The 19745-nt window shown below is 72.3% G+C and carries 20 protein-coding genes and 1 pseudogene; 10 read left to right on the top strand and 11 right to left on the bottom strand.

Translation table 11 applies throughout. From position 1 onward, the window contains the following. Positions 1-93: 93 nt before the first annotated feature. Positions 94-924 (top strand): alpha/beta fold hydrolase, encoded by an 831-nt coding sequence (locus ACWDGI_RS27555; RefSeq protein ID WP_450763376.1) that lies wholly within the window; start codon positions 94-96, stop codon positions 922-924. Positions 925-993: 69 nt separating this feature from the next. Here ACWDGI_RS27555 and ACWDGI_RS27550 read toward each other — a convergent pair whose 3' ends face one another. Beyond that, complete coding sequence (locus ACWDGI_RS27550; protein WP_450763763.1) at positions 994-1431, bottom strand: DUF4442 domain-containing protein; 438 nt, start codon at positions 1429-1431, stop codon at positions 994-996. A gap of 156 nt (positions 1432-1587) precedes the next feature. Here ACWDGI_RS27550 and ACWDGI_RS27545 point away from each other — a divergent pair, with 156 nt between their 5' ends. Together ACWDGI_RS27545 and ACWDGI_RS27540 are read left to right on the top strand one after the other, a co-directional pair. Then, positions 1588-2598, top strand: a complete 1011-nt coding sequence (locus tag ACWDGI_RS27545) for a hypothetical protein (protein WP_450763374.1) — start codon at positions 1588-1590, stop codon at positions 2596-2598. A 69-nt stretch (positions 2599-2667) separates the two neighbouring features. Beyond that, positions 2668-3978: an MFS transporter gene (locus ACWDGI_RS27540; protein ID WP_450763372.1), complete on the top strand. Its 1311-nt coding sequence runs from the start codon at positions 2668-2670 to the stop codon at positions 3976-3978. On the opposite strand, the gene ACWDGI_RS27535 is transcribed toward ACWDGI_RS27540, so the two are convergent. Both ACWDGI_RS27535 and tuf read right to left on the bottom strand, forming a co-directional pair. Continuing rightward, entirely contained in the window at positions 3940-4785 is an 846-nt protein-coding gene (locus ACWDGI_RS27535) for a spermidine synthase (RefSeq protein WP_450763370.1), read from the bottom strand. The two genes, ACWDGI_RS27540 and ACWDGI_RS27535, sit on opposite strands and share 39 nt — an antisense overlap. Positions 4786-4846: 61 nt before the next feature. Further along, positions 4847-6016 (bottom strand): elongation factor Tu, encoded by a 1170-nt coding sequence (gene tuf, locus ACWDGI_RS27530; RefSeq protein WP_450763368.1) that lies wholly within the window; start codon positions 6014-6016, stop codon positions 4847-4849. A 333-nt stretch (positions 6017-6349) separates the two neighbouring features. Between tuf and ACWDGI_RS27525 the strand changes: the two genes are divergently transcribed. Next, entirely contained in the window at positions 6350-7147 is a 798-nt protein-coding gene (locus ACWDGI_RS27525; protein ID WP_450763366.1) for a TVP38/TMEM64 family protein, read from the top strand. Between the two features lie 52 nt (positions 7148-7199). Here the strand turns inward: ACWDGI_RS27525 and ACWDGI_RS27520 are convergent, their stop codons facing one another. The 4 genes from ACWDGI_RS27520 to ACWDGI_RS27505 all read right to left on the bottom strand — a co-directional run bounded on the left by ACWDGI_RS27520 (position 7200) and on the right by ACWDGI_RS27505 (position 11363). Next, complete coding sequence (locus ACWDGI_RS27520; RefSeq protein WP_450763364.1) at positions 7200-8372, bottom strand: thiolase family protein; 1173 nt, start codon at positions 8370-8372, stop codon at positions 7200-7202. A 176-nt stretch (positions 8373-8548) separates the two neighbouring features. Further along, positions 8549-9274: a cupin domain-containing protein gene (locus ACWDGI_RS27515; RefSeq protein ID WP_450763362.1), complete on the bottom strand. Its 726-nt coding sequence runs from the start codon at positions 9272-9274 to the stop codon at positions 8549-8551. Continuing rightward, positions 9271-10200 (bottom strand): DUF6807 domain-containing protein, encoded by a 930-nt coding sequence (locus ACWDGI_RS27510; RefSeq protein WP_450763360.1) that lies wholly within the window; start codon positions 10198-10200, stop codon positions 9271-9273. Before ACWDGI_RS27510 ends, ACWDGI_RS27515 begins: the two co-directional genes overlap by 4 nt. After that, positions 10197-11363 carry a Gfo/Idh/MocA family protein gene (locus ACWDGI_RS27505; protein ID WP_450763358.1) on the bottom strand — a complete coding sequence of 389 codons (1167 nt, stop codon included), beginning with the start codon at positions 11361-11363 and terminating at the stop codon, positions 10197-10199. Before ACWDGI_RS27505 ends, ACWDGI_RS27510 begins: the two co-directional genes overlap by 4 nt. A 281-nt stretch (positions 11364-11644) precedes the next feature. On the opposite strand from ACWDGI_RS27505, the gene ACWDGI_RS27500 reads away from it, so the two are divergent. Continuing rightward, entirely contained in the window at positions 11645-12520 is an 876-nt protein-coding gene (locus tag ACWDGI_RS27500; protein ID WP_450763356.1) for an undecaprenyl-diphosphate phosphatase, read from the top strand. Positions 12521-12730: 210 nt separating this feature from the next. Here ACWDGI_RS27500 and ACWDGI_RS27495 read toward each other — a convergent pair whose 3' ends face one another. Both ACWDGI_RS27495 and ACWDGI_RS27490 read right to left on the bottom strand, forming a co-directional pair. Beyond that, positions 12731-13096: a nuclear transport factor 2 family protein gene (locus ACWDGI_RS27495; protein WP_450763354.1), complete on the bottom strand. Its 366-nt coding sequence runs from the start codon at positions 13094-13096 to the stop codon at positions 12731-12733. A gap of 55 nt (positions 13097-13151) precedes the next feature. Beyond that, a complete protein-coding gene (locus ACWDGI_RS27490; RefSeq protein WP_450763352.1) occupies positions 13152-13859 on the bottom strand; it encodes an alpha/beta fold hydrolase in 708 nt (235 codons plus the stop codon). A gap of 133 nt (positions 13860-13992) precedes the next feature. Here ACWDGI_RS27490 and ACWDGI_RS27485 point away from each other — a divergent pair, with 133 nt between their 5' ends. Together ACWDGI_RS27485 and ACWDGI_RS27480 are read left to right on the top strand one after the other, a co-directional pair. Further along, positions 13993-14817 (top strand): helix-turn-helix domain-containing protein, encoded by an 825-nt coding sequence (locus tag ACWDGI_RS27485; RefSeq protein WP_450763350.1) that lies wholly within the window; start codon positions 13993-13995, stop codon positions 14815-14817. A 360-nt stretch (positions 14818-15177) separates the two neighbouring features. Next, positions 15178-15357: a hypothetical protein gene (locus ACWDGI_RS27480; protein WP_450763348.1), complete on the top strand. Its 180-nt coding sequence runs from the start codon at positions 15178-15180 to the stop codon at positions 15355-15357. A 13-nt stretch (positions 15358-15370) separates the two neighbouring features. On the opposite strand, the gene ACWDGI_RS27475 is transcribed toward ACWDGI_RS27480, so the two are convergent. After that, positions 15371-16111, bottom strand: a complete 741-nt coding sequence (locus ACWDGI_RS27475) for an SDR family oxidoreductase (protein WP_450763346.1) — start codon at positions 16109-16111, stop codon at positions 15371-15373. A gap of 346 nt (positions 16112-16457) precedes the next feature. Here ACWDGI_RS27475 and ACWDGI_RS27470 point away from each other — a divergent pair, with 346 nt between their 5' ends. Together ACWDGI_RS27470 and lnt are read left to right on the top strand one after the other, a co-directional pair. Then, a complete protein-coding gene (locus tag ACWDGI_RS27470; protein WP_450763344.1) occupies positions 16458-16943 on the top strand; it encodes a nuclear transport factor 2 family protein in 486 nt (161 codons plus the stop codon). Between the two features lie 76 nt (positions 16944-17019). Then, a complete protein-coding gene (lnt, locus tag ACWDGI_RS27465) occupies positions 17020-18600 on the top strand; it encodes an apolipoprotein N-acyltransferase (protein WP_450763342.1) in 1581 nt (526 codons plus the stop codon). Here lnt and ACWDGI_RS27460 read toward each other — a convergent pair. Continuing rightward, entirely contained in the window at positions 18518-19429 is a 912-nt protein-coding gene (locus ACWDGI_RS27460; RefSeq protein WP_450763340.1) for a Gfo/Idh/MocA family protein, read from the bottom strand. The two genes, lnt and ACWDGI_RS27460, sit on opposite strands and share 83 nt — an antisense overlap. Before the next feature lie 149 nt (positions 19430-19578). Between ACWDGI_RS27460 and ACWDGI_RS27455 the strand changes: the two are divergent. Then, a pseudogene (locus ACWDGI_RS27455) lies at positions 19579-19683 on the top strand (mycothiol transferase); the annotation flags it as partial. Between the last annotated feature and the right edge of the window lie 62 nt (positions 19684-19745).

The raw sequence follows: 19745 nt of genomic DNA, 5'->3' as shown, positions 1-19745 counted from the left end.
CGGAACCGGCGCCTGCCTCTCGGCCGCGGGATCCGCGCCTGCCCAAAAGCTTCCGATCCGGCCGGTCCGGCCGGCCTCACGTAAGGATGAGCAATGAGCACGGTCACCACATCCGACGGCACGATCATCTTCTACAAGGACTGGGGTCCCCGCGAGGGCAAGCCCATCGTCTTCCACCACGGATGGCCGCTGAGCGCCGACGACTGGGACAACCAGATGCTGTACTTCCTGTCCAAGGGGTACCGCGTCATCGCCCATGACCGGCGCGGCCACGGCCGTTCGAGCCAGACCGCCACCGGCCACGACATGGACACCTACGCGGCCGACGTGACCGCGCTGACCGATGCCCTCGACCTGAAGGACGCGGTGCACATCGGCCACTCCACCGGCGGCGGCGAGGTCGCCCGCTATGTCGCGCGGGCCAAGCCGGGGCGTGTCTCCAAGGCCGTCCTCGCCGCGGCCGTCCCGCCGGTGATGGTGAAGAAGGAGAGCAACCCCGAGGGCCTGCCCATCGAGGTGTTCGACGGGTTCCGCGCCGCGCTGGCCGCCAACCGCGCCCAGTTCTACATCGACGTGCCGTCGGGGCCGTTCTACAACTTCGACCAGCCCGGGGTCGAGAAGTCGCAGGCCCTGATCGACCACTGGTGGCTCCAGGGCATGACAGGCGCCGCCAACGCGCACTACGAGTGCATCAAGGCCTTCTCCGAGACCGACTTCACCGAGGACCTCCAGAAGATCGAGGTCCCGGTGCTCGTGATGCACGGCACCGCCGACCAGGTCGTGCCGTACGCCGACGCCGGCCCGAAGTCCGCCGAGCTGCTCAAGAACGGCCGGCTCAAGACCTACGACGGCTACCCGCACGGCATGTTGACGACGCATCCGGACGTCCTCAACCCCGACATCCTCGCCTTCATCGAGGAGTAGCCGGCCGCGACCGCCGGGCGGCCCGCCCGCCCGGCCCCGGTCCCGGCGGACGTGGGCGTACGCGATCGCTCAACCGTTGGGGCGCAGGGTCCAGACGACGGTCATCTCGCCGGTCACCGCGCCGTCCTCGCGCTGGATGGCGACGGCGACCGGGAACTCGGGGCGCTTGCCCTCGTCGAGTTCGGCGACGACGTCGGCGATCGGCCGGCCCAGGGTCGCGGTCGCCGTGACCGGTCCGAGAGCCACCTTCTTGTAGGCGATCTCGGCGCTGACGGCGAGCGGCACGGCCCGGGAGAGCTGGTCGCCGAAGGCGGCGAGGACGATCGCGCCGCTGGCCGACTCGGCGAGGGTGAACATCGCGCCCGCGTGCGGGCCGCCGATGTGGTTGTGGAAGTCGCCCTGGTCCGGGAGGGACAGCACGGCCCGCTCCGGAGTGGTCTCCAGGTACTCCAGGTTGAGGGTCCGCACCATCGGGACCGTGGCGGCGAGCATCTCGCCGATCGACATCTGGTCTGTGCTCATGACGGCCATGTTACTCACGGGTAGCAGACTCTGAACAGTGCCGGTGCGCAGATCGTCGTCATGGTGGCGGCGACCTGCCGCCGTGGCGTTCGCCGACGCCAGGGGTGTACGAGGTCCCGGGCGGCACTAGGGTTACGAGCCATGTGGCCAGAACAGCAGCCGCCAGGGGGCGAGCAGTACCCGCAGAACAACCCGTATCAGCAACCGGGTTACCAACAGCCGAATCCGTACCAGCAGCCCGGATACCAGCAGTATCCGCCGCCGGGCGGCCACGGGCAGCAGCCGCCGTGGGGTCCGCCCGGACCGGCCGGCGGCCCGCAGGCACCGCAGGGCGGGGGCGGGGGCGGAGGCAACCGGACGAAACTGGTCGCGATCATCGCGGCCGCGGCCGTCGTGGTGGCGGCCGGGGTGACCGGGTTCCTGGTGCTCGGCGGCAAGAAGGACGACAAGGCGGACAACGGGAAGGACCGGCGGGCGACCCAGTCGCCGGCACCGTCGCCGACCGTCTCCGCGTCCGCCTCGACGGACGACAACCCGCGCGGTGACGAGACCGAGAAGCCGACGGTCGCGGGCTGGAAGACCGTCGTGAACCCCAAGTGGGGCACGGCCTTCGACGTGCCGGCCGACTGGGAGGTGCTCACCCCCGGTACGTCCATCGGCTTCGAGGACAAGGACGGCAAGCCGATCATCACCATGTCGGGGGCCGCCCAGTACAAGTCGAAGTGGTGCACGAGCGACGACGACAAGGACGGCAGGACCGAGGACACCTCCCTCGCGGGGGTCGGCACCAAGGGCGAGAGCGGCGCGAAGAGCGGCGGCGACGCGGCCGTCCGGGAAGTCCCCTGGTGGGTCTACGGCGGCTACACGCAGCCGGACAAGAAGACCATCGGCTACGACAAGAAGGCCACCGCCTACACCACCGCGTCCGGCCTCAAGGGCGCCTACGCCTGGGCGCGTTCGGCGGACACCCCGCAGAAGGGCAAGTGCGCGAGCGACGGCAAGGCGATCACGTTCGGCTTCGAGAACTCGGCCGGCGACCTGGTGTCCTGGGACTTCTACGGCGCCAAGGGCGTCAATGGCGAGGTCCCCACGGCCACGATCATGAAGATCCTCAGCACGGTACGGCTGCACGGCACCCCGACCGCGAGCTGACCTGGTCAGGGGGCCCGACGCCCACCGGACGGTTTGGCAAGCCGGACCCCAGGCAGGGATAGTCAGGCGGTGAACTCCACCTCCGACGCCCCCGGCACCCCCGCCCGCCTGCGCAGACCCGGCTGGGCAGGCCGTAACTACAGTCTGCTGACCGCGGCGGCGGTCGTGACGAGCCTGGGCGCCAACGGCTCGCTGATCGCCGCCGCGTTCGCGGTGCTGGACGCGGGCGGCGACGGCGGGGACGTCGGTCTGGTGGCCGCCGCCCGGACCCTTCCGCTGGTGCTGTTCCTGCTCATCGGCGGCGCGGTGGCGGACCGGTTCCCCCGCCACCGGGTGATGGTCGCGGCCAACGCCCTCAACTTCCTCTCCCAGGGCACCTTCGCCGTCCTGGTGCTCGCGGGTCACCCCCGGCTGTGGCAGATGATGCTGCTCACGGCGCTGGGCGGTACCGGCCAGGCGTTCTTCAGCCCGGCGGCCGAGGGCATGCTGATGTCCTCGGTGAGCGGGGAGCAGGCGGGCCGCGCCTTCGCCGTGTTCCGGATCGCGATGCAGGGCGCGGCCCTGGGCGGCGCGGCGCTCGGCGGTGCCCTGGTGGCGGCGGTGGGCCCCGGCTGGGTGCTGGCGGTGGACGCGGCCGCGTTCGCGGTCGCCGGCGCGCTGCGCTCGCTCCTCGACGTCGGCCATATCCCGCCGCGCGCCCCCGGCGAGGGGCTGCTGGCCGACCTCAGGGAAGGCTGGCAGGAGGTCAAAGGGCGCCCCTGGCTGTGGGGCATCGTCGTCCAGTTCTCGATCGCGAACGCGGTGGTGGGCGCCGCCGACGCCGTCTACGGCCCGCTCGTGGCCCGCGACAGCCTGGGCGGACCGGGCCCGTGGGGCCTGGCACTGGGCGCCTTCGGCGCGGGCACCGTGGCCGGCGCCCTGCTGATGACCCGCTGGAAACCCCGCCGGCCGCTGTTCGTCGGCACCCTCTGCATCTTCCCGCTGGCCCTGCCCTCGGCGGCGCTGGCGGTGCCCGTCCCGGTGGGGATCCTCTACGCGGTGATGTTCGTCTCCGGGACCATGGTCGAGGTCTTCGGCGTCTCCTGGATGACGGTGCTGCACCAGGAGATACCCGAGGACAAGCTCTCCCGGGTCTCGGCGTACGACTGGTTCGGCTCCGTCTCCCTGCTGCCGCTGGCGACCGCGCTGGCGGGCCCGGCGGAGGACGCCTTCGGCCGGGGTCCGGCGCTGTGGGGCTGCGCGGGCCTGGTCGTCGCCGTCACCGCCGCGGTCCTGCTGGTGCCGGACGTCCGCAACCTCACCCGCCGCACGGTACCGGTCACCGCCCGCTCGGTGCCGGCCTCACCCGATGCCGAACGTTCCGCCGGGGGGCTCGGGTGAGGGCACCGCGTCCGCGTCGCCGACCGGTCCGGCACCGCCGAGGAACCGCCGCAGCGCGGGCCCGTGTTCGACCCGTGCGGGAAAGACGTCGGCGGCCGTGCGCCGGGCCAGCGAAGCGGTGTCGACGGGCCGGTGCGAGGCGATGAGCACCGCGTTCCCGAACCGCCGCCCGCGCAGCACCCCCGGCTCGGCGATGACCGCCAGCTCCTCGAACACGGCCGCGAACGTGGCGAGTTGGGAGCGCAGGAAGTCGAAGGGCGCGGAGTCCGCGAGGTTGGCCAGGTAGACCCCGTCGTCCCGCAGTACCCGCTCGGCCTCCCGCGCATAGCCCAGCGAGGTCAGATGCGCGGGGATCCGGGACCCCCCGAAGACATCGGCGATCAGCACGTCGGCCGAGTCGCCGGGAGCGCCCTCCAGCCAGCCGCGTGCGTCGGCGGCGTGCAGGGCGATCCCGGTGCGGTCCGACAGCGGCAGGTGCTCGGTGACCAGGTCCAGCAGTCCCCCGTCGGCGTCCACGACGTCCTGCCGGGACCCCGGCCGGGTCGCCGCCACGTACCGGGGCAGTGTGAGGGCGCCCCCGCCGAGATGCAGCACGTCCAGGGGCGCCCCGGTCTCCGCCACCGCGTCCAGCACGTACCCGAGCCGCCGGGCGTACTCGAACTCCAGATGCGTCGGCGCGTCGAGATCGACGTACGACTGGGGCGCCCCGTCGACCGTCAGCAGCCAGGCCCGCTCCCGGTCGACGTCGGGCATGAGCTTGGCGGTGCCGTGGTCGGTGACCCGGACGACGGGTATGGCTTCGTTCACGCCACCATTGTCCCGCCTGCGACCGGCCCCCACCGGCCCGCGGTCCCCACCCGCCTCGGCCTCACTCCACCGAGGTCACGGTCCCCGCCCCCACGGTCCGGCCACCCTCACGGATCGCGAACCCCAACCCCGCCTCCAGCGGCACCTCCCGCCCCAGCTCCACGGTCATCTCCACCGTGTCCCCGGGCCGGGCGACCGCCACCTCACCGAGGTCGACATCCCCGACCACGTCCGCCGTACGGATGTAGAACTGCGGGCGGTACCCCGTCGAGACAGGGGTCGTACGACCCCCTTCGCGCCCCGACAGCACGTACACCCGCGCCGAGAACCGCCGCGCCGGCACCACACTCCCCGGCGCCGCCACCACGTGCCCGCGCCGCACCGCGTCCCGCGGCACCCCGCGCAACAGCAACGCCACGTTGTCCCCGGCCTGCGCCTCGTCCATCGGCTTGCCGAAGGTCTCCAGGCCGGTGACGACGGTCTCGACGGCCGCGCCGAGCACCTCGATCCGGTCGCCGACCCGCACGGTCCCCCGCTCCACGGCACCGGTCACGACGGTCCCGCGCCCGGTGATGGTGAGCACGTTCTCCACCGGCAGCAGGAACGGCGCGTCCAGATACCGCTCCGGCATCGGCACGTACGTGTCCACCGCGTCGAGCAGCGCCTCGATCGACGCCGTCCATCGCGGGTCCCCCTCCAGGGCCTTGAGCCCGGAGACCCGTACGACGGGCACGGCGTCGCCGCCGTACCCCTGCGCGGTGAGCAGTTCACGGACCTCCAGCTCCACGAGGTCGGTCAGTTCCTCGTCGCCCGCGTCGGCCTTGTTGAGCGCGACCACGATGTGGTCGACGCCCACCTGCCGGGCGAGCAGGACGTGTTCGGCGGTCTGCGGCATGATCCCGTCGAGCGCGGAGACCACGAGGATCGCGCCGTCCAGCTGCGCGGCCCCGGTGACCATGTTCTTGACGTAGTCGGCATGGCCCGGCATGTCCACGTGGGCGTAATGCCGGGTGTCGGTCTCGTACTCGACGTGCGCGATGTTGATGGTGATGCCGCGGGCCGCCTCCTCCGGGGCCCGGTCGATGCGGTCGAACGGCACGAAGGTGCCGGTGCCGCGCTCGGCGAGGACCTTGGTGATGGCGGCGGTCAGGGTGGTCTTGCCGTGGTCGACGTGGCCCATCGTGCCGATGTTGAGATGCGGTTTGGTGCGGACGTATGCCGTCTTGGGCATGGCTCTACCTCGAAGCCTGAACTGCGGTGAAGCGTCTCGTCAGCGCGAGACGCGGGGACCCCGGAGAACCGCCGACCCTCCCCCTACGGGGTCCGCCGGACGATCCGGGGAGGGTCAGCTTCGGGCGCCGTCGGCGGCGGCCAACAGAACGGGCACGGCAGCCTTCGGCGCATCCGCGGCTGCGGATGCTGCGAGGAGGAAGGCGTACCGGAACATGACGCAGATCATTGCCGATGCGTCGCCGCACGTCGAACGGTTTTCCGTGGCGCCGGTTCCGCCCAAGGGGCGGGAACCATACGGCGATCACACATCCGCTTCGGCTAGTGTCACCGAATGCTCGATGCCAACCGCTCTGGCACCGCCACGGCCGTTCCCCCGGCCGCCGCCAAGGAGCTGACCATTGCCCTGTCCGGTCCGGTGAGCTTCACCGCGCGCTGCACGAGAGTGCTGCTGTCGCCGTGGACCCGGCTGTCCCTGCTGGTCGCCCTGCTGGCCGCGGCCGCGTCGTCGGTGCTGCTCTTCGAGCCGCAGAAGCTGATGCAGCAGGGCTGGCCGCCCCAGGTGGAGGGCGCCACCGCGGTGGTGATCTTCGCCGTGGCGTACGGCCTGATCACGGTGGCGTTCGTACCGCGGCCGATCCTGAACCTGGCGGCCGGCGCGCTGTTCGGCTCGGCGCTCGGCATGGGCGCGGCCATGGCGGGCACCCTGCTCGGGGCCTGGATCTCCTTCGCGCTCGGCCGCATCCTCGGCCAGGACGCGCTGCGCCCGCTGCTGCGCGGCCGGCTGCTGAAGGCGGCGGACAACCAGTTCAGCAAGCACGGCTTCCGCTCGATGCTGGCGGTACGGCTGTTCCCCGGCGTCCCGTTCTGGGCGGCGAACTACGCGGCATCCGTCTCCCGGATGCGCTACGCGCCGTTCCTGCTGGCGACGGGGCTGGGCTCGATCCCGAACGTCGCCGCGTACGTGGTGGCCGGCGCCCGGGCCTCGACGCCGACGTCCCCGGTCTTCCTCATCTCGGTGGCGGCGATCGTGGTCCCGGCGGTGGCAGGCGCGGTGGTGGCCTGGCGAAAGCGCCACCACCTGCGCGGCACCCCGCAGGGGCGTGAGGAACTGCGCGACCGGCCACGGTGACGCGGCAGCCGCATGACGGCACGGCGCGGCACCCCGGAAGGCGCCCGCCGTCCTACCGCACCGCCTCCAGGATCATCGCGTTCGCCAGCCCACCCGCCTCGCACATGGTCTGCAGGCCGAAGCGGGCGCCGCGCTCCCGCATGGCATGCACCAGCGTCGTGGTCAGCCGCGTCCCGCTCGCCCCCAGCGGATGCCCCAGCGCGATGGCCCCACCGTGCACGTTGACCTTGGCCAGATCCGCCCCGGTCTCCTGACGCCAGGCCAGCACCACGCTGGAGAACGCCTCGTTCACCTCGAAGAGGTCGATGTCGCCGAGCTCCAGCCCCGCCCTGCGCAGCACCTTCTCGGTGGCCGGGATGACGCCGGTCAGCATCAGCAACGGGTCGGAGCCGGTCACGGCGAACGCGTGCAGGCGGGCCAGCGGCCGCAGCCCGAGCCGCTCGGCGGTCTCGCCGGCCATGATCAGCACGGCGGAGGCGCCGTCGTTGATCGGGCTGGCGTTGCCCGCCGTGACGCTCCAGTCGATCCCCGGGAAGCGCTCGGCGAACCCGGGGTCGTAGTAGGCGGGCTTGAGCCCGGCGAGGATCTCGGCGGTGGTGCCGGGCCGCACGGACTCGTCCCGGCCGACCCCCTCCAGCCCCGCCACCTCGGCGTCGAACAGCCCCGCCTCCCAGGCGGCCGCGGCCTTCTGGTGCGAGGAGACCGCGAACGCGTCCATCTCCGCCCGGCTGATCGACCACTTCGCCGCGATCAGCTCCGCGCTGATGCCCTGCGGGACCAGACCCTCCGGGTAGCGGGCGGCGACTCCGGGACCGAAGGGGTCCTTGCCGGGCGGCACGTTGGACCACATCGGCACCCGGCTCATCGACTCGACGCCGCAGGCCACGACGATGTCGTAGGCCCCCGACATGACCCCCTGCGCCGCGAAGTGCACGGCCTGCTGCGAGGAGCCGCACTGGCGGTCGACGGTGGTCGCGGGGACGGTGTCCGGGAAGCCAGCCGAGAGCACGGCGTACCGGGTGGTGTTCATGGCCTGCTCACCGACCTGGTCGACGGTGCCGCCGATCACGTCGTCGATGAGGGCCGGGTCGACGCCGGAGCGCTCGACGAGGGTGCGCAGGGTGTGGGCGAGTAGCTCGACGGGGTGGACGTGCGCCAGGGACCCGTTCGGCTTGCCCTTCCCGACGGGGGTACGTACGGCTTCGACGATGACTGCGTCACGCATCACGGGGACCTCGATTGAACGTCTCGATTACCGGTGAGTAGGAAATCCAAACTCACCATAACTCCGTGAGTAGGAAAATCCAACCTTCTCTCTGGAGTGGACCCACCCGCCCGCGCGCCCACGGCTGAGGGGCGGACGGTCGCCCGACCGTCCGCCCCTCCTTCGGCTCTGCGGCGCTACCGGCCCTGCCGGTACACGTCCAGCCGCCCGCACATCCCGAACCGCCCCTGCTCACAGGGCTGTTCTGCCTGTACGACGGCGTCGGCCAGGTGGCCGGCATCGCCCCGTTCGAGGCGGTCGAGCTGCTCCCCCGTGGCCGCGGCGGCCGCCCGGGCGCCGCGCTCCCAGCGGGCGCGCCAGTCGGCGAGCCGGGGCCGTACGAGGGCGGCGGCGGCCCGGTGGAAGGCGGCCAGCGGCTCCGGACCGGTGGCCTCGCGCAGCGCGCGGTAGCCCTCCAGGGCCAGGTCACGGCGGGCGCGGGCGATCCGCTCCCGCTCGGCCTCCGGCGCGTCCGCGGGGAGGGTGGTCACCGAGGCGTAGGTCTCCGGGTCGGCCAGGTAGCGCGGCGGCAGCGTCAGCACCGCGTCGCCGGCCTCCGGGAGGCCGCTGTTCTGCATCAGCACCGTGATGCGCAGGTCGTCCTCGTTGACGAGGCGGTGCACGGTGCCCGGCGTGAACCAGGCGACCGTGCCGGGCGTGAGAGGGGTGACCTGGTACCCGGAGGCGGTCAGTGTCTGCACCGCTCCCCGGCCGCCGGTGACGACGTACCCCTCCGAACAGACCAGGTGCAGATGGGGAGTCCCGCCGCGCACCCCGTCGGCGGCGGGCCAGTCGTACACGCACAGGCGCGAGACCGCCACCCCGCCCGGCAGCCCCGCGAACCCGGACTCCCCGCCGCTCACCACGGATGCGCCTCCAGGTACTTGGCGATGTCCGCGTGTTCCCAGGCGCCGTTCGCGATCACGACCCGGTAGCGGCGCCGGAGGGTGTCCCCCGGGGCCAGTTCGAGTTCGTCGTGGAAGGCCCAGGAGGGGGCGATGCCGGCGAACGGGTCGTTGCGCACGAACCAGTGCGCGGGGTGGCTGCCGCCCGCGCCCGAGTGGTCGTTCTCCGGGGCGTGTTCGAAGACGACGGTGGCGTGGCCGTCGGTGCCGTCGTGCTCGCCGGACAGGGCCAGCCAGGACGACTGGGATCCCATCAGCTCCGGGCCTTCGCCCTCGGGGCCGAGGATCCGGCCGCCCCGGAAGGCGCGCGGACCGCGCCAGAACAGGCCGGTGTAGCCCGCCTGTTCGCGTCCGGCGGTGGTCGGGCTGCCGAACCGGAGCGGCTCGTCACGGACGTTGGTGACGGCACTGGACCAGGTCAGCGCCCAGGCACCGGATGCGGGATCGACGTCATGGACCTCGATGCGCCGCACCTCCCGCGCCCACAGCGTCCCGTCGTACGGGTGCCAGGTCAGCCGCTCCGCGACGACCAGCCGGCCGTCCACCGAGGACAGCTCGTCGAAGCCGACGTGCCGCATCGAGCCGACACGCTCCGGGAGGACGAGGTAGCCCTCGCCGTGGACATAGGAGTTGCCGCCCCACAGGTTCGCGCCGGACAGGTGCGAGGCGGTCAGGGAGAGGCCCTTGTGCCAGCGGTGGTCGTTGGGCCGGTAGTCGGTGACGACGTCCCCGGCGAGGGTGCGGATCGGATGCAGGTAGGGCTTGGGTGCCTCCCAGGCCGCCTCGGGCCGGTAGACGTACGCGAAGAGCTGCACCCCGGTGACCGGCTCGGTCACGGAGATCCGGTCGCCGTGGGTGTGCGTGATCCGCAGTTCGCCGCTCACGCGGACACCTCCTCGTGCTCGACCGGCGCCCAGCCCTGGGCGCCTCCGTGCAGAGCTGTGTAATAAGGATCACCGGGACCGATCTCGCCCGCACGCACGGTGGTGTCGGTGAACGCCGACTTGTACAGCGCGGTGATCAGCTCCAGGCTGGTGCGCCCGTCCGCGCCGCTGCTGCGCGGCCGCTCCCCCGCGCGCATGCTGGCGATCAGCTCGCGCAGCTGGGCCAGGTGCGAGCTGGGCACGTCCGGGCCGAAGTCCTGCCAGGCCGCCGCCTCGTCGGCGGGGACGCCCGGTGCGGGGGTGATGCGCCAGTTCTCGTTGGAGTGGCCGTAGAGGTGGGTCAGTTCCACGGTGGCGCGCTCGCAGTCGATGCGGATACGGCTGACCTCGTCGGGGCTGAGCACGCTGTTGACGACGGTCGCCAGGGCGCCGTTCGCGAACCGGACCAGGGCGGTGGAGACGTCCTCGGTCTCCACGTCGTGCACGAGCCGGCCGGCCATGCCCCGCACCTCGCGCCACGGCCCGAGCAGGTCGAGGAGCAGGTCCATCTGGTGGATGCCGTGACCCATCGCCGGGCCGCCGCCCTCGGTCGCCCAGCGGCCGCGCCAGGGCACGGCGTAGTAGGCGGTGTCCCGGTACCAGGTGGTCTGGCAGTGGGCGACCAGCGGGCGGCCCAGCGCCCCCGCGGCCAGCAGCCCGCGCACATGGGTGGAGGCGGAGCCGAACCGGTGCTGGAAGACGATGGACGCGTAAGGCCCGCCGTCGGTGCCCTCCTCGGCCTCGACCGCGTCGAAGTCGGCGAGCGACGGCACCGGCGGCTTCTCGCACCACACCCAGGCCCCGGCCCGCAGCGCGGCCACCGTCTGGTCCCGGTGCAGGGTCGGCGGGGTGCCGATGGTGACCAGGTCGGGCCGCTGCTCGGCGAGCATCCGGTCCAGGTCGGTGTAGGCGTGCGGGATGCCGGCCTCGGCGCGGAACGCCTCGACGGCCGTGGCATCGATGTCAACGGCGGCGACGACCTCGGTCTCGCCCTCCGCGGCCAGTTGGGCGAGCGCGGGCAGGTGGGAGCCGCGTCCGATGGCGCCGGCGCCGACGACGGCGGCCCGGATGCGGCGACCGGCGAAGGGGGCTCCGGGAAGGGAGGCAAGGGGCGTGCGGGGCATGGACGTGATCAGCACTCCTCGGGGGCGGGGACCGACGATGGGCGCGAACCGTCGCCCGACGTGCGCCGGACCCGCACCCCGATGTGCGGGAGCAAGCGCTTTCTCCTGGGGAAACGTAAGCGGCGCCGCCCAGGCCGGTCAACACCCCCTCGCCCGTGTCCGCCCGCCGAACCCCTGTGTCCGCGTCGTCGACGAGGCCCGCTACGCTGCCGTTGCACACGCATGATCACGCGCGCCCGCGCACTCGCCGGCCCTCTCTCACCCCTGGACGCCGTACCTTCATGTCTTGGTTCGAATCGCTGATCCTCGGACTCGTCCAGGGGCTGACCGAGTTCCTGCCCGTCTCCTCCAGTGCGCATCTGCGGCTGACCGCGGCCTTCTCCGGCTGGAAGGACCCGGGCGCGGCCTTCACCGCGATCACCCAGATCGGCACGGAGACCGCGGTGCTGATCTACTTCCGCAAGGACATCGGGCGGATCATCTCGGCCTGGTTCCGGTCGCTGTCCGACAAGGCGATGCGCCGGGACCACAACGCCCGGATGGGCTGGCTGGTGATCGTCGGCTCGATCCCGATCGGGCTGCTGGGTGTGACGCTCAAGGACCAGATCGAGGGCCCGTTCCGCGATCTGCGGATCACGGCCACCATGCTCATCGTCGTCGGCATCGTCATCGGCGTCGCCGACCGGCTCGCCGCCCGTGACGAGACGGGCGGCCGGCACCGGGCGCCGAAGCAGCGCAAGACGCTGGAGAACCTGAGCGTGAGGGACGGCCTGATCTACGGCCTCTGCCAGGCCTGCGCCCTGATCCCGGGCGTCTCCCGCTCCGGCGCCACCATCAGCGGCGGCCTGTTCATGGGCTACAGGCGCGAGGCGGCGGCCCGCTACTCCTTCCTGCTCGCCATCCCGGCGGTGCTGGCCTCCGGCGCCTTCGAGGTCAAGGACTCGGTGAGCGAGGGCCATGTGGCCTGGGGTCCGACGCTGTTCGCGACGGTGATCGCGTTCGCCTCCGGGTACGCGGTGATCGCATGGTTCATGAAGTGGATCTCCAACAAGAGCTTCATGCCGTTCGTCTGGTACCGCATCGCCCTCGGCGTCGTGATCATCGCCCTGGTCTCGGCGGACGTGCTGAGCCCGCACGCGGCGGAGTCGGCGGGCTAGCACGCCGGGCGGTTCCCGGCGGGCGGTTCTTGGCGGGCGGCTTTCGGCGGCCGGTTCTTGGCGGGCGGTTCTTGGCGGGCGGTTCCCGGCGGGCGGTTTTCGGCGGGCGGCCTACGTCCGGGGGGTCTCGACGGGCGGCCTGCGTCCGGCGCTTCCCGACCGGCGGTTCTCAACCGGCGCTTCCCGACCGACGGTTCGGCGGGTGCCTTGTCAGGCGGCGAGTGTGCCCTGGTGGAAGTACATCCGCCAGCCGGTCTCCGTCAGCCGCCACAGGGAGCTGCGCCAGGCCCGGCGCCCCTGGTTGTCCGCGAAGTACGTCAGATGGACGACGCCCGGTGCGAGCACGGTCCCGGACATCTCGCTCACCCGGACCGGCGAGTCGGGGGACACCGATCCGCCGCTGGTCACCGTGAGGACCGACACGATGTCCCAGCGGCGGCCGGACGCCCCGATCTCGGTGAACTCCGGGTCGAGAAGCTCCAGGACGAGGTCCGGGGAGGCGCGCACCTCGGGATCGAGAAGCCGCAGCTCCCCGTCGATGGCCGCCCGTACCGCGCGCTCGTCCTGGTCCGTCATGCGGGGAGGTTACGGCCTCGTACCGCCCCCGGCACAGCGCATTTCCCCCTCGGGATCAGCCGAGCTTGAGCAGGAGTTCCGCGAGTTCCGCCGGCATGGTGATCATGCAGTCGTGGCCGGTGGGCAGTCGCCACACCTGCTCCGTCGCGGGGACCGGACGGCGGACGATGCCTTCCGGTACGTCGGCCACGCAGTGGATGTGGGTCCGGGGGACGGTCCCCGCGGCCGGGTTGTCCAGCCGCACCGGCTGCTGGAGGCAGCGCACCGACTCGTCGGTCAGCATCGTGCGCAGCCAGGCCACGTCCGCGGCATCGGTCACGCCGAACAGACCGTGCGGCGGCGGCAGTTCGGGCAGCGGCGGGACCCGCCAGCCGCTGTCGGAGGCCAGGGCCCGGTCGATCAGGAGCCGGCTCACGGGCTGGACGTCGGCGGCGCTCTCACCGTCCTGCGGAACCATCGCGTCGAGGTACACCAGGTGTCCGATACGGTCGGGGACCCGGTTGGCGACGGACGAGACGACCAGGCCCGCGTAGCTGTGTCCCACGAGTACGACGTCGCTCAGGTCCTGGTCCGTGATCAGCCCGACGACGTCGTCGACGTGGGTGTCGAGGCCGACCTCGGGGCCGAGCAGATGCGCTTTCCCGCCGTGTCCGGTCAGCGACGGCGCGAACACCCGGTGTCCGGCCGCCGTCAGTTCGGGAACGACCCGGTCCCAGCACTCTCCGCTGTGCCAGGCTCCGTGCACCAGTACATACGTCGACATGATCCCGCTCCTCACTGTGGCCGTGACGGTCGCCGGTCACGCTTCCGCGCCCGCTCCGGCCGGGGCAGAGCCCCGCTGATCCTGGGGGTGACAGGACCAGGCAGGGGCGCGCGGTCCGCATTACGGTGGCGGGATGACGGACGAACCGAACCTGCTCGGCGCGTACGTACGTGCCCGCCGTGAGCTCGTCACGCCCGAGCAGGCCGGCATCCCCGTGCTCGGGACGCGGCGGGTGCCGGGCCTGCGCCGGGAGGAGGTGGCGATGCTGGCCGGGATCAGCGCCGACTACTACCTGCGCCTGGAACAGGGCCGCGACCGCAACCCCTCGGTACAGGTCCTGGAGTCCCTCGCCCGGGTGCTGCGCCTCGACGAGGCCGCGACGGCCCATCTGCTGAGCCTGGGCGCCGGAAGGCCCCGCCCACACCGGCGCCGTCGGCGCAGGGAGACGGTTCCGCCCGGTATCGCCCAACTGGTCGCCGCCCTCCCGCTGCCCGCGCTCGTCGAGGGCCGCTACTTCGACGTGCTCGCCGTGAACGCCCTGGCGACCGCGCTGTCACCGCGTCTCACGGTCGGCGCCAACCGGCTGCGGGACACCTTCCTCGACCCCGCCGAACAGGCTCTCCATCCGGACTGGGAGAACGCGGGCGCCGGCATGATCGCCGGTTTCCGCGGCTCCGTCGGGACCGATGCGGACGATCCCCGCGTCATCGACCTCGTCGGCGAACTCTCCCTCGCGAGCCCCGACTTCAGCCGGCTCTGGGCCCGCCACGACGTGGCCGCCTGCGAGGGTGCGACCAAACACATCGACCATCCCCAGGTCGGCCGCCTGCACCTGAACCGCGAACGCCTGACCGTCACCGGCACGACCGGCCAGACCCTCGTCATCTACCACCCGGCCCCGGACACCGACAGCGCCGAGAAACTGGGGCTGCTCGCGTCGGCGACGACCATGGCGTGAGCGTCGGGAGACGACTTCAGGCGCGGGCGTAGGGAGGGCGATGGTTACCGTGCGAGCGCGCCGGCTCGGTTCCTGGGGCGTGCGCGCGGGGCGGTCGTGCGTGGTGTGGGCGCGGGTGGGTGACTTGTCTCGGCCAACCCCCAACGCCCGCCGCTTTTCCGGGGTTTGGGGGCGCCGTACCGGCTTTGGTGAGGGCGAAGGCCAGGGCAGGGGCGTATCGCCGTGCCCGTGTCGCGACCACCCGCCCGGCAAATGCCGAGGCGTGGCGCCCCGCCCGCCGTATCGCCCGTGACCAACCCCATACGGTCTGCGTAGCCGCCTGGTAGCGCACGGTCAGTTCTTGCCCCTACGCTGTTCGGTATGTCCCCCGATTCCCGAACCCCTGGTTCCGCGCGGTCTGCTGCCGAGGTCAACGAGCACATCCGGGCGCTGTGGCTGCGTGCGGGCGGAACCCTGTCGGCACAGGAACGGGCGGAGTACGAGCTGTTGGTGGTCGAGTGGGCCGAGGCGATCCGCGGGCGGATCGTCGAGGCGGCCTGACCGGGGACCGGGTTCAGCGTCCGCCGGAGACCCGCAGCACCGCGCCCGTCGTGTAGGAGGCCTCCGGCGACAGCAGCCAGGCGATGGCGGCGGCGATCTCCTCCGGCCGGCCAGCCCGCCCCAACGGCACGGCGGCGCCGATCCGTCGGGCTCGGCCGGGGTCGCCCATCGCCGCGTGCATGTCGGTGTCGACGGCGCCGGGCGCGACCGCGTTGACCCGCACCCCGTCCGGTCCCAGCTCCTTGGCGAGGCCCACCGTCAGAGCGTCGACGGCCGCCTTCGTCGCCGCGTAGTGGACGTACTCGCCGGGACTGCCGAGCGTGGCCGCCGCCGAGGACACGTTCACGATCGCCCCGTTCCCCCGCGCGGCCATCAGCCGGGCCGCCCGGCGTGAACACAGCAGCGCGCCCAGCAGGTTGACCTCGACGACCCGCCGCAGGTCGGCGCTCTCCGTATCCGCGAGCCGCCCCAACGGCCCGGTCACGGCAGCGTTGTTGACCAGCCCGGTGACAGCGCCGACTTCCCGTTCCGCCGTGTCGAACAGCCGCTCCACATCGGCTTCCACGGCCGTGTCCACCGCTACGACGGCACAGCGCGCCCCGCCCTTGCGTACCCCCTCCGCGACCGTCTCGGCGGCACCCGCGTCCCGGACGTATCCGATCACGAGATCATGCCCATCGGCCGCGAGCCGCAGGCAGGTCGCGGCGCCGATACCGCGGCTCCCACCAGTGACGACCGTGACGGGACGTGCCATACGAGCCTCCTGAGATCGACCGAGCGATGATCTTACGGCGGCTCAAGACACACCGGAGCCCGGCCGGCCACCGGGCGCGGCCACTCCTCGCGCAACAGCGGGTCCGCGGGGCCGGCTCCGCCGACCGCACCCGGGGAATCCGTACGGGCCGACGGTGTCCGATGCGAGGTCGTCCGCCGTGCTCCGCAGGAACGGCCGGGATTTCGTCGAACTCGCGTTCCTTTCGGGTCCACTGGTCGTGCAGGTGGCCGAGGTCGGGACCGGTTCGGTTCGAACATCGCCGAATATCACCCGCATATCGCGCGCACCCCTTGGCTGTGGTCGCCCCGTGCCCAACACTGAGCCGATGACGCAGCGCGTGGAGCTCGCGACCGTGATGGACCGCCTGGCCGTGGACGGACTAGTCACCGACTACGCGGTGGCCGTCGACGACGGGGACTGGACGGCGTACCGGGGACTGTTCACCGCGGACGGGCGGGCCGACTACCGGTCGGCCGGCGGGATCGAGGGGGATGCCGGGCAGGTGGCCGGCTGGCTCTCGGAGAACCTCACACTGTTCTCGATGCGGCAGCATCTGATCGTCAACCGTCAGGTGCGGTTCGGGGTCCTGGAGCACGACGCCGGGGACACCGCCCACCTCCAGGCCGACTACATCAACCCCATGCGGTTCGCCGGCGGCGACGGCGCCTCCACCGCCCCGGACTTCGTGTGCGGCGGCCGCTACGCCTTCGCCTTCCTGCGCACCCGGGACGGCTGGCGGCTGCGTCAGGTGGTCGTCGAGGAGAAGTGGCGCAGGATGAGCGACCAGCGCGCGGCGGTCGTACCGGACTGACCTCGCGCCCATGCCCCCTGTCGGAGATCCCCGCCGGTCCCGCACACTGGAAGGCCCCGCAGGCAGGAGGCGACGCATGAGGACCGTCGAGCGCTGGCTCACCTCCCCTTGGCGGCGTTCCTGCGTGGCGGCGTTCACGGGCGCGCTGCCCGTACTGGCCTTTCCCGCACCGTCGCTGTGGTGGTTCGCCTACGTCGCCCTGATCCCCTGGCTGCTCCTGGCGCGCTCGGCACCGACCGGGCGGCGGGCGGCGTACGACGGTTGGTGCGGCGGGTTCGGGTTCATGGTCGCCGTGCACCACTGGCTGCTGCCGAGCCTGCACGTCTTCATCTTCCTGATCGCCGGCCTGCTGAGCGTGCTCTGGGCGCCCTGGGGCCTGGTGACCCGCCGGCTGCTGGGCGGGACACCGTCACCGGGGCGGGCCGCGGTCGCGGTGCTGGTGCTGCCGTCGGGCTGGCTGATGGTGGAACTGGTGCGGTCCTGGCAGGGGCTGGGCGGTCCGTGGGGCATGCTCGGCGCCACTCAGTGGCAGGTGACGCCCGCGCTGCGGCTGGCCTCCGTGGGCGGGGTGTGGCTGCTGAGCTTCCTGGTGGTGGCCGTCAACGTGGCGCTGACCGTGCTGGTCTCCGTGCGCGAGGCGCGGGTGCCGGCGGTGGCCTCGCTGGTGGCCACGGCCGCCGCGACCTCCGCCGCCTGGGTCTGGTCACCGCGCCCGGACGTCGACGGTCACGTCCGTATCGCCCTCGTGCAGCCCGGCATCGTCGACGGCACCGACAGCGGCGACCGGCGTTTCGCCCGCGAGGAGCAGCTGACCCGGCAACTGGCCGGGCAGCGCCCCGACCTGATCGTCTGGGGTGAGAGCAGCGTCGGGTACGACCTCGGTGACCGGCCCGATCTCGCCCGGCGGATCGCCGCCCTCTCCCGGGAGACCGGCGCGGACATCCTGGTCAACGTGGACGCCCGGCGCTCCGACCGGCCCGGCATCTACAAGAGTTCCCTCCTGGTGGGCGCGGACGGCCCGACCGGGGACCGCTACGACAAGATGCGGCTGGTCCCCTTCGGCGAGTACATACCGGCCCGTTCGCTGCTCGGCTGGGCCACCTCGGTCGGCAAGGCGGCCGGCGAGGACCGGCGCCGTGGCACCGAGCAGGTGGTGATGAACGTCGGCCACGGGCTGCGGGTCGGGCCCATGGTCTGTTTCGAGACCGCGTTTCCCGACATGAGCCGGCATCTCGCCCAGGACGGCGCCGAGGTGCTGATAGGCCAGACGTCGACCTCGTCGTTCCAGCACAGCTGGGCCCCCGAACAGCATGCCTCGCTGGCCGCCCTGCGGGCCGCCGAGACCGGCCGCACCATGGTCCACGCCACGCTGACCGGCGTCTCCGCGGTGTACGGCCCGGGCGGGGAGCGGCTGGGCCCGTGGCTGGGCACGGACGCCGGCACGGCGCGGGTCTACGAGGTGCCGATCGCCCACGGTGTCACGCCGTTCGTGCGCTACGGCGACTGGACGGTGGACGGCGCGCTGCTGGTGCTGGCCGGCTTCTGTGTCAGCGAGGCCCTGCGGCTGCGGGCGGTCAGGCTGCGCCGGGGTACCGCTGGACCTCTCGTACCACCTGCTCGCACAGCTCGTGAGTCGCCAGTGCGTCCCGGGCGCTGAGCACCTTGCCGGCGCGGACGGCGTCGAGGAAGCCGAGCACGGCCTGTTCGATGCCGCGCTGCCGGGCGACCGGCACCCAGTCGCCGCGCCGCCGGACCGTCGGCTGCCCCTTGTGGTCGATGACCTCGGCGAGGTTGAGGACCTGGCGCTTGGTGTCCTGACCGGAGACCTCCAGGATCTCCTCCGCCGAGCCGCTGAGCCGGTTCATCACGCCGAGCGCGGTGAAGCCGTCCCCGGACAGTTGCAGGACCACGTGGTGCAGCAGGCCCTCGGCGACCCGGGCGCGGACCGTGACGTCGTCGACCGGGCCGGGGGCCAGGAAGCGGAGGGTGTCGACGACATGGATGAAGTCGTCGAGGATCATCACGCGGGGTTCCTCGGGCAGCCCGACGCGGTTCTTCTGCATCAGGATCAGCTCGCGCGGGTGGTCGGCGCACTGGACGTAACCGGGGGCGTGGCGCCGGTTGAAGCCGACGAACAGCGACACGTTCCGCGCCTCGGCGAGCGTCACAAGGCGCACGGAGTCGTCGAGTCGGTAGGCGAGGGGCTTGTCGACGTACGTCGGTACGCCCGCCTCCAGGAGCCGGGTGACGATCTCGGGGTGGGCGACCGTGGCCGCGTGCACGAAGGCGGCGTCGAGATCCTGGGCGAGGAGGTCGTCGAGGGTCGCGTGCCGGCGGTCGGCGGGCAGCCGCAGGCTGTCGGCGACCTCGGTGAGGGTGGCCGGGTTGCGGGTCTGGAGATGGAGTTCGAGGCCCGGCTGGGCACCCAGCACCGGCAGATACGCCTTCCGCGCGATGTCGCCGAGTCCGATGCAGCCGACCTTCACTGACGCTTCCTCTCGCGGTTGCCTACGTGCCTGTCCGGAAGCATACGGGCCGATAATCCGTGGTGGGACCGGGTGGGGTGAGGGGGGTGAGGTGGGGTGAGGTGGGCGAGGATGCCGGGCATGACGGCCGAACGCCGTTCACCCGCCTTCGGATCAGCCTGCGCCGGATCCACACCCACATGATCCAGGAGTACGCCCGGCACAACGGTCACGCGGACCTGGTCCGGGAGCGCATCGACGGCGTGACCGGCGACTGGCGTCAACCTCGCATCCGCCGGTCCCTCGTACGGGGCACGAGATCACCCGTGCGGGGCAC

It is taken from the genome of Streptomyces sp. NPDC001220 (genome assembly GCF_053597895.1).
The sequence above is the reverse complement of the archived record's forward strand: the minus strand, read 5'-3'. Positions and strand labels throughout refer to the sequence as shown.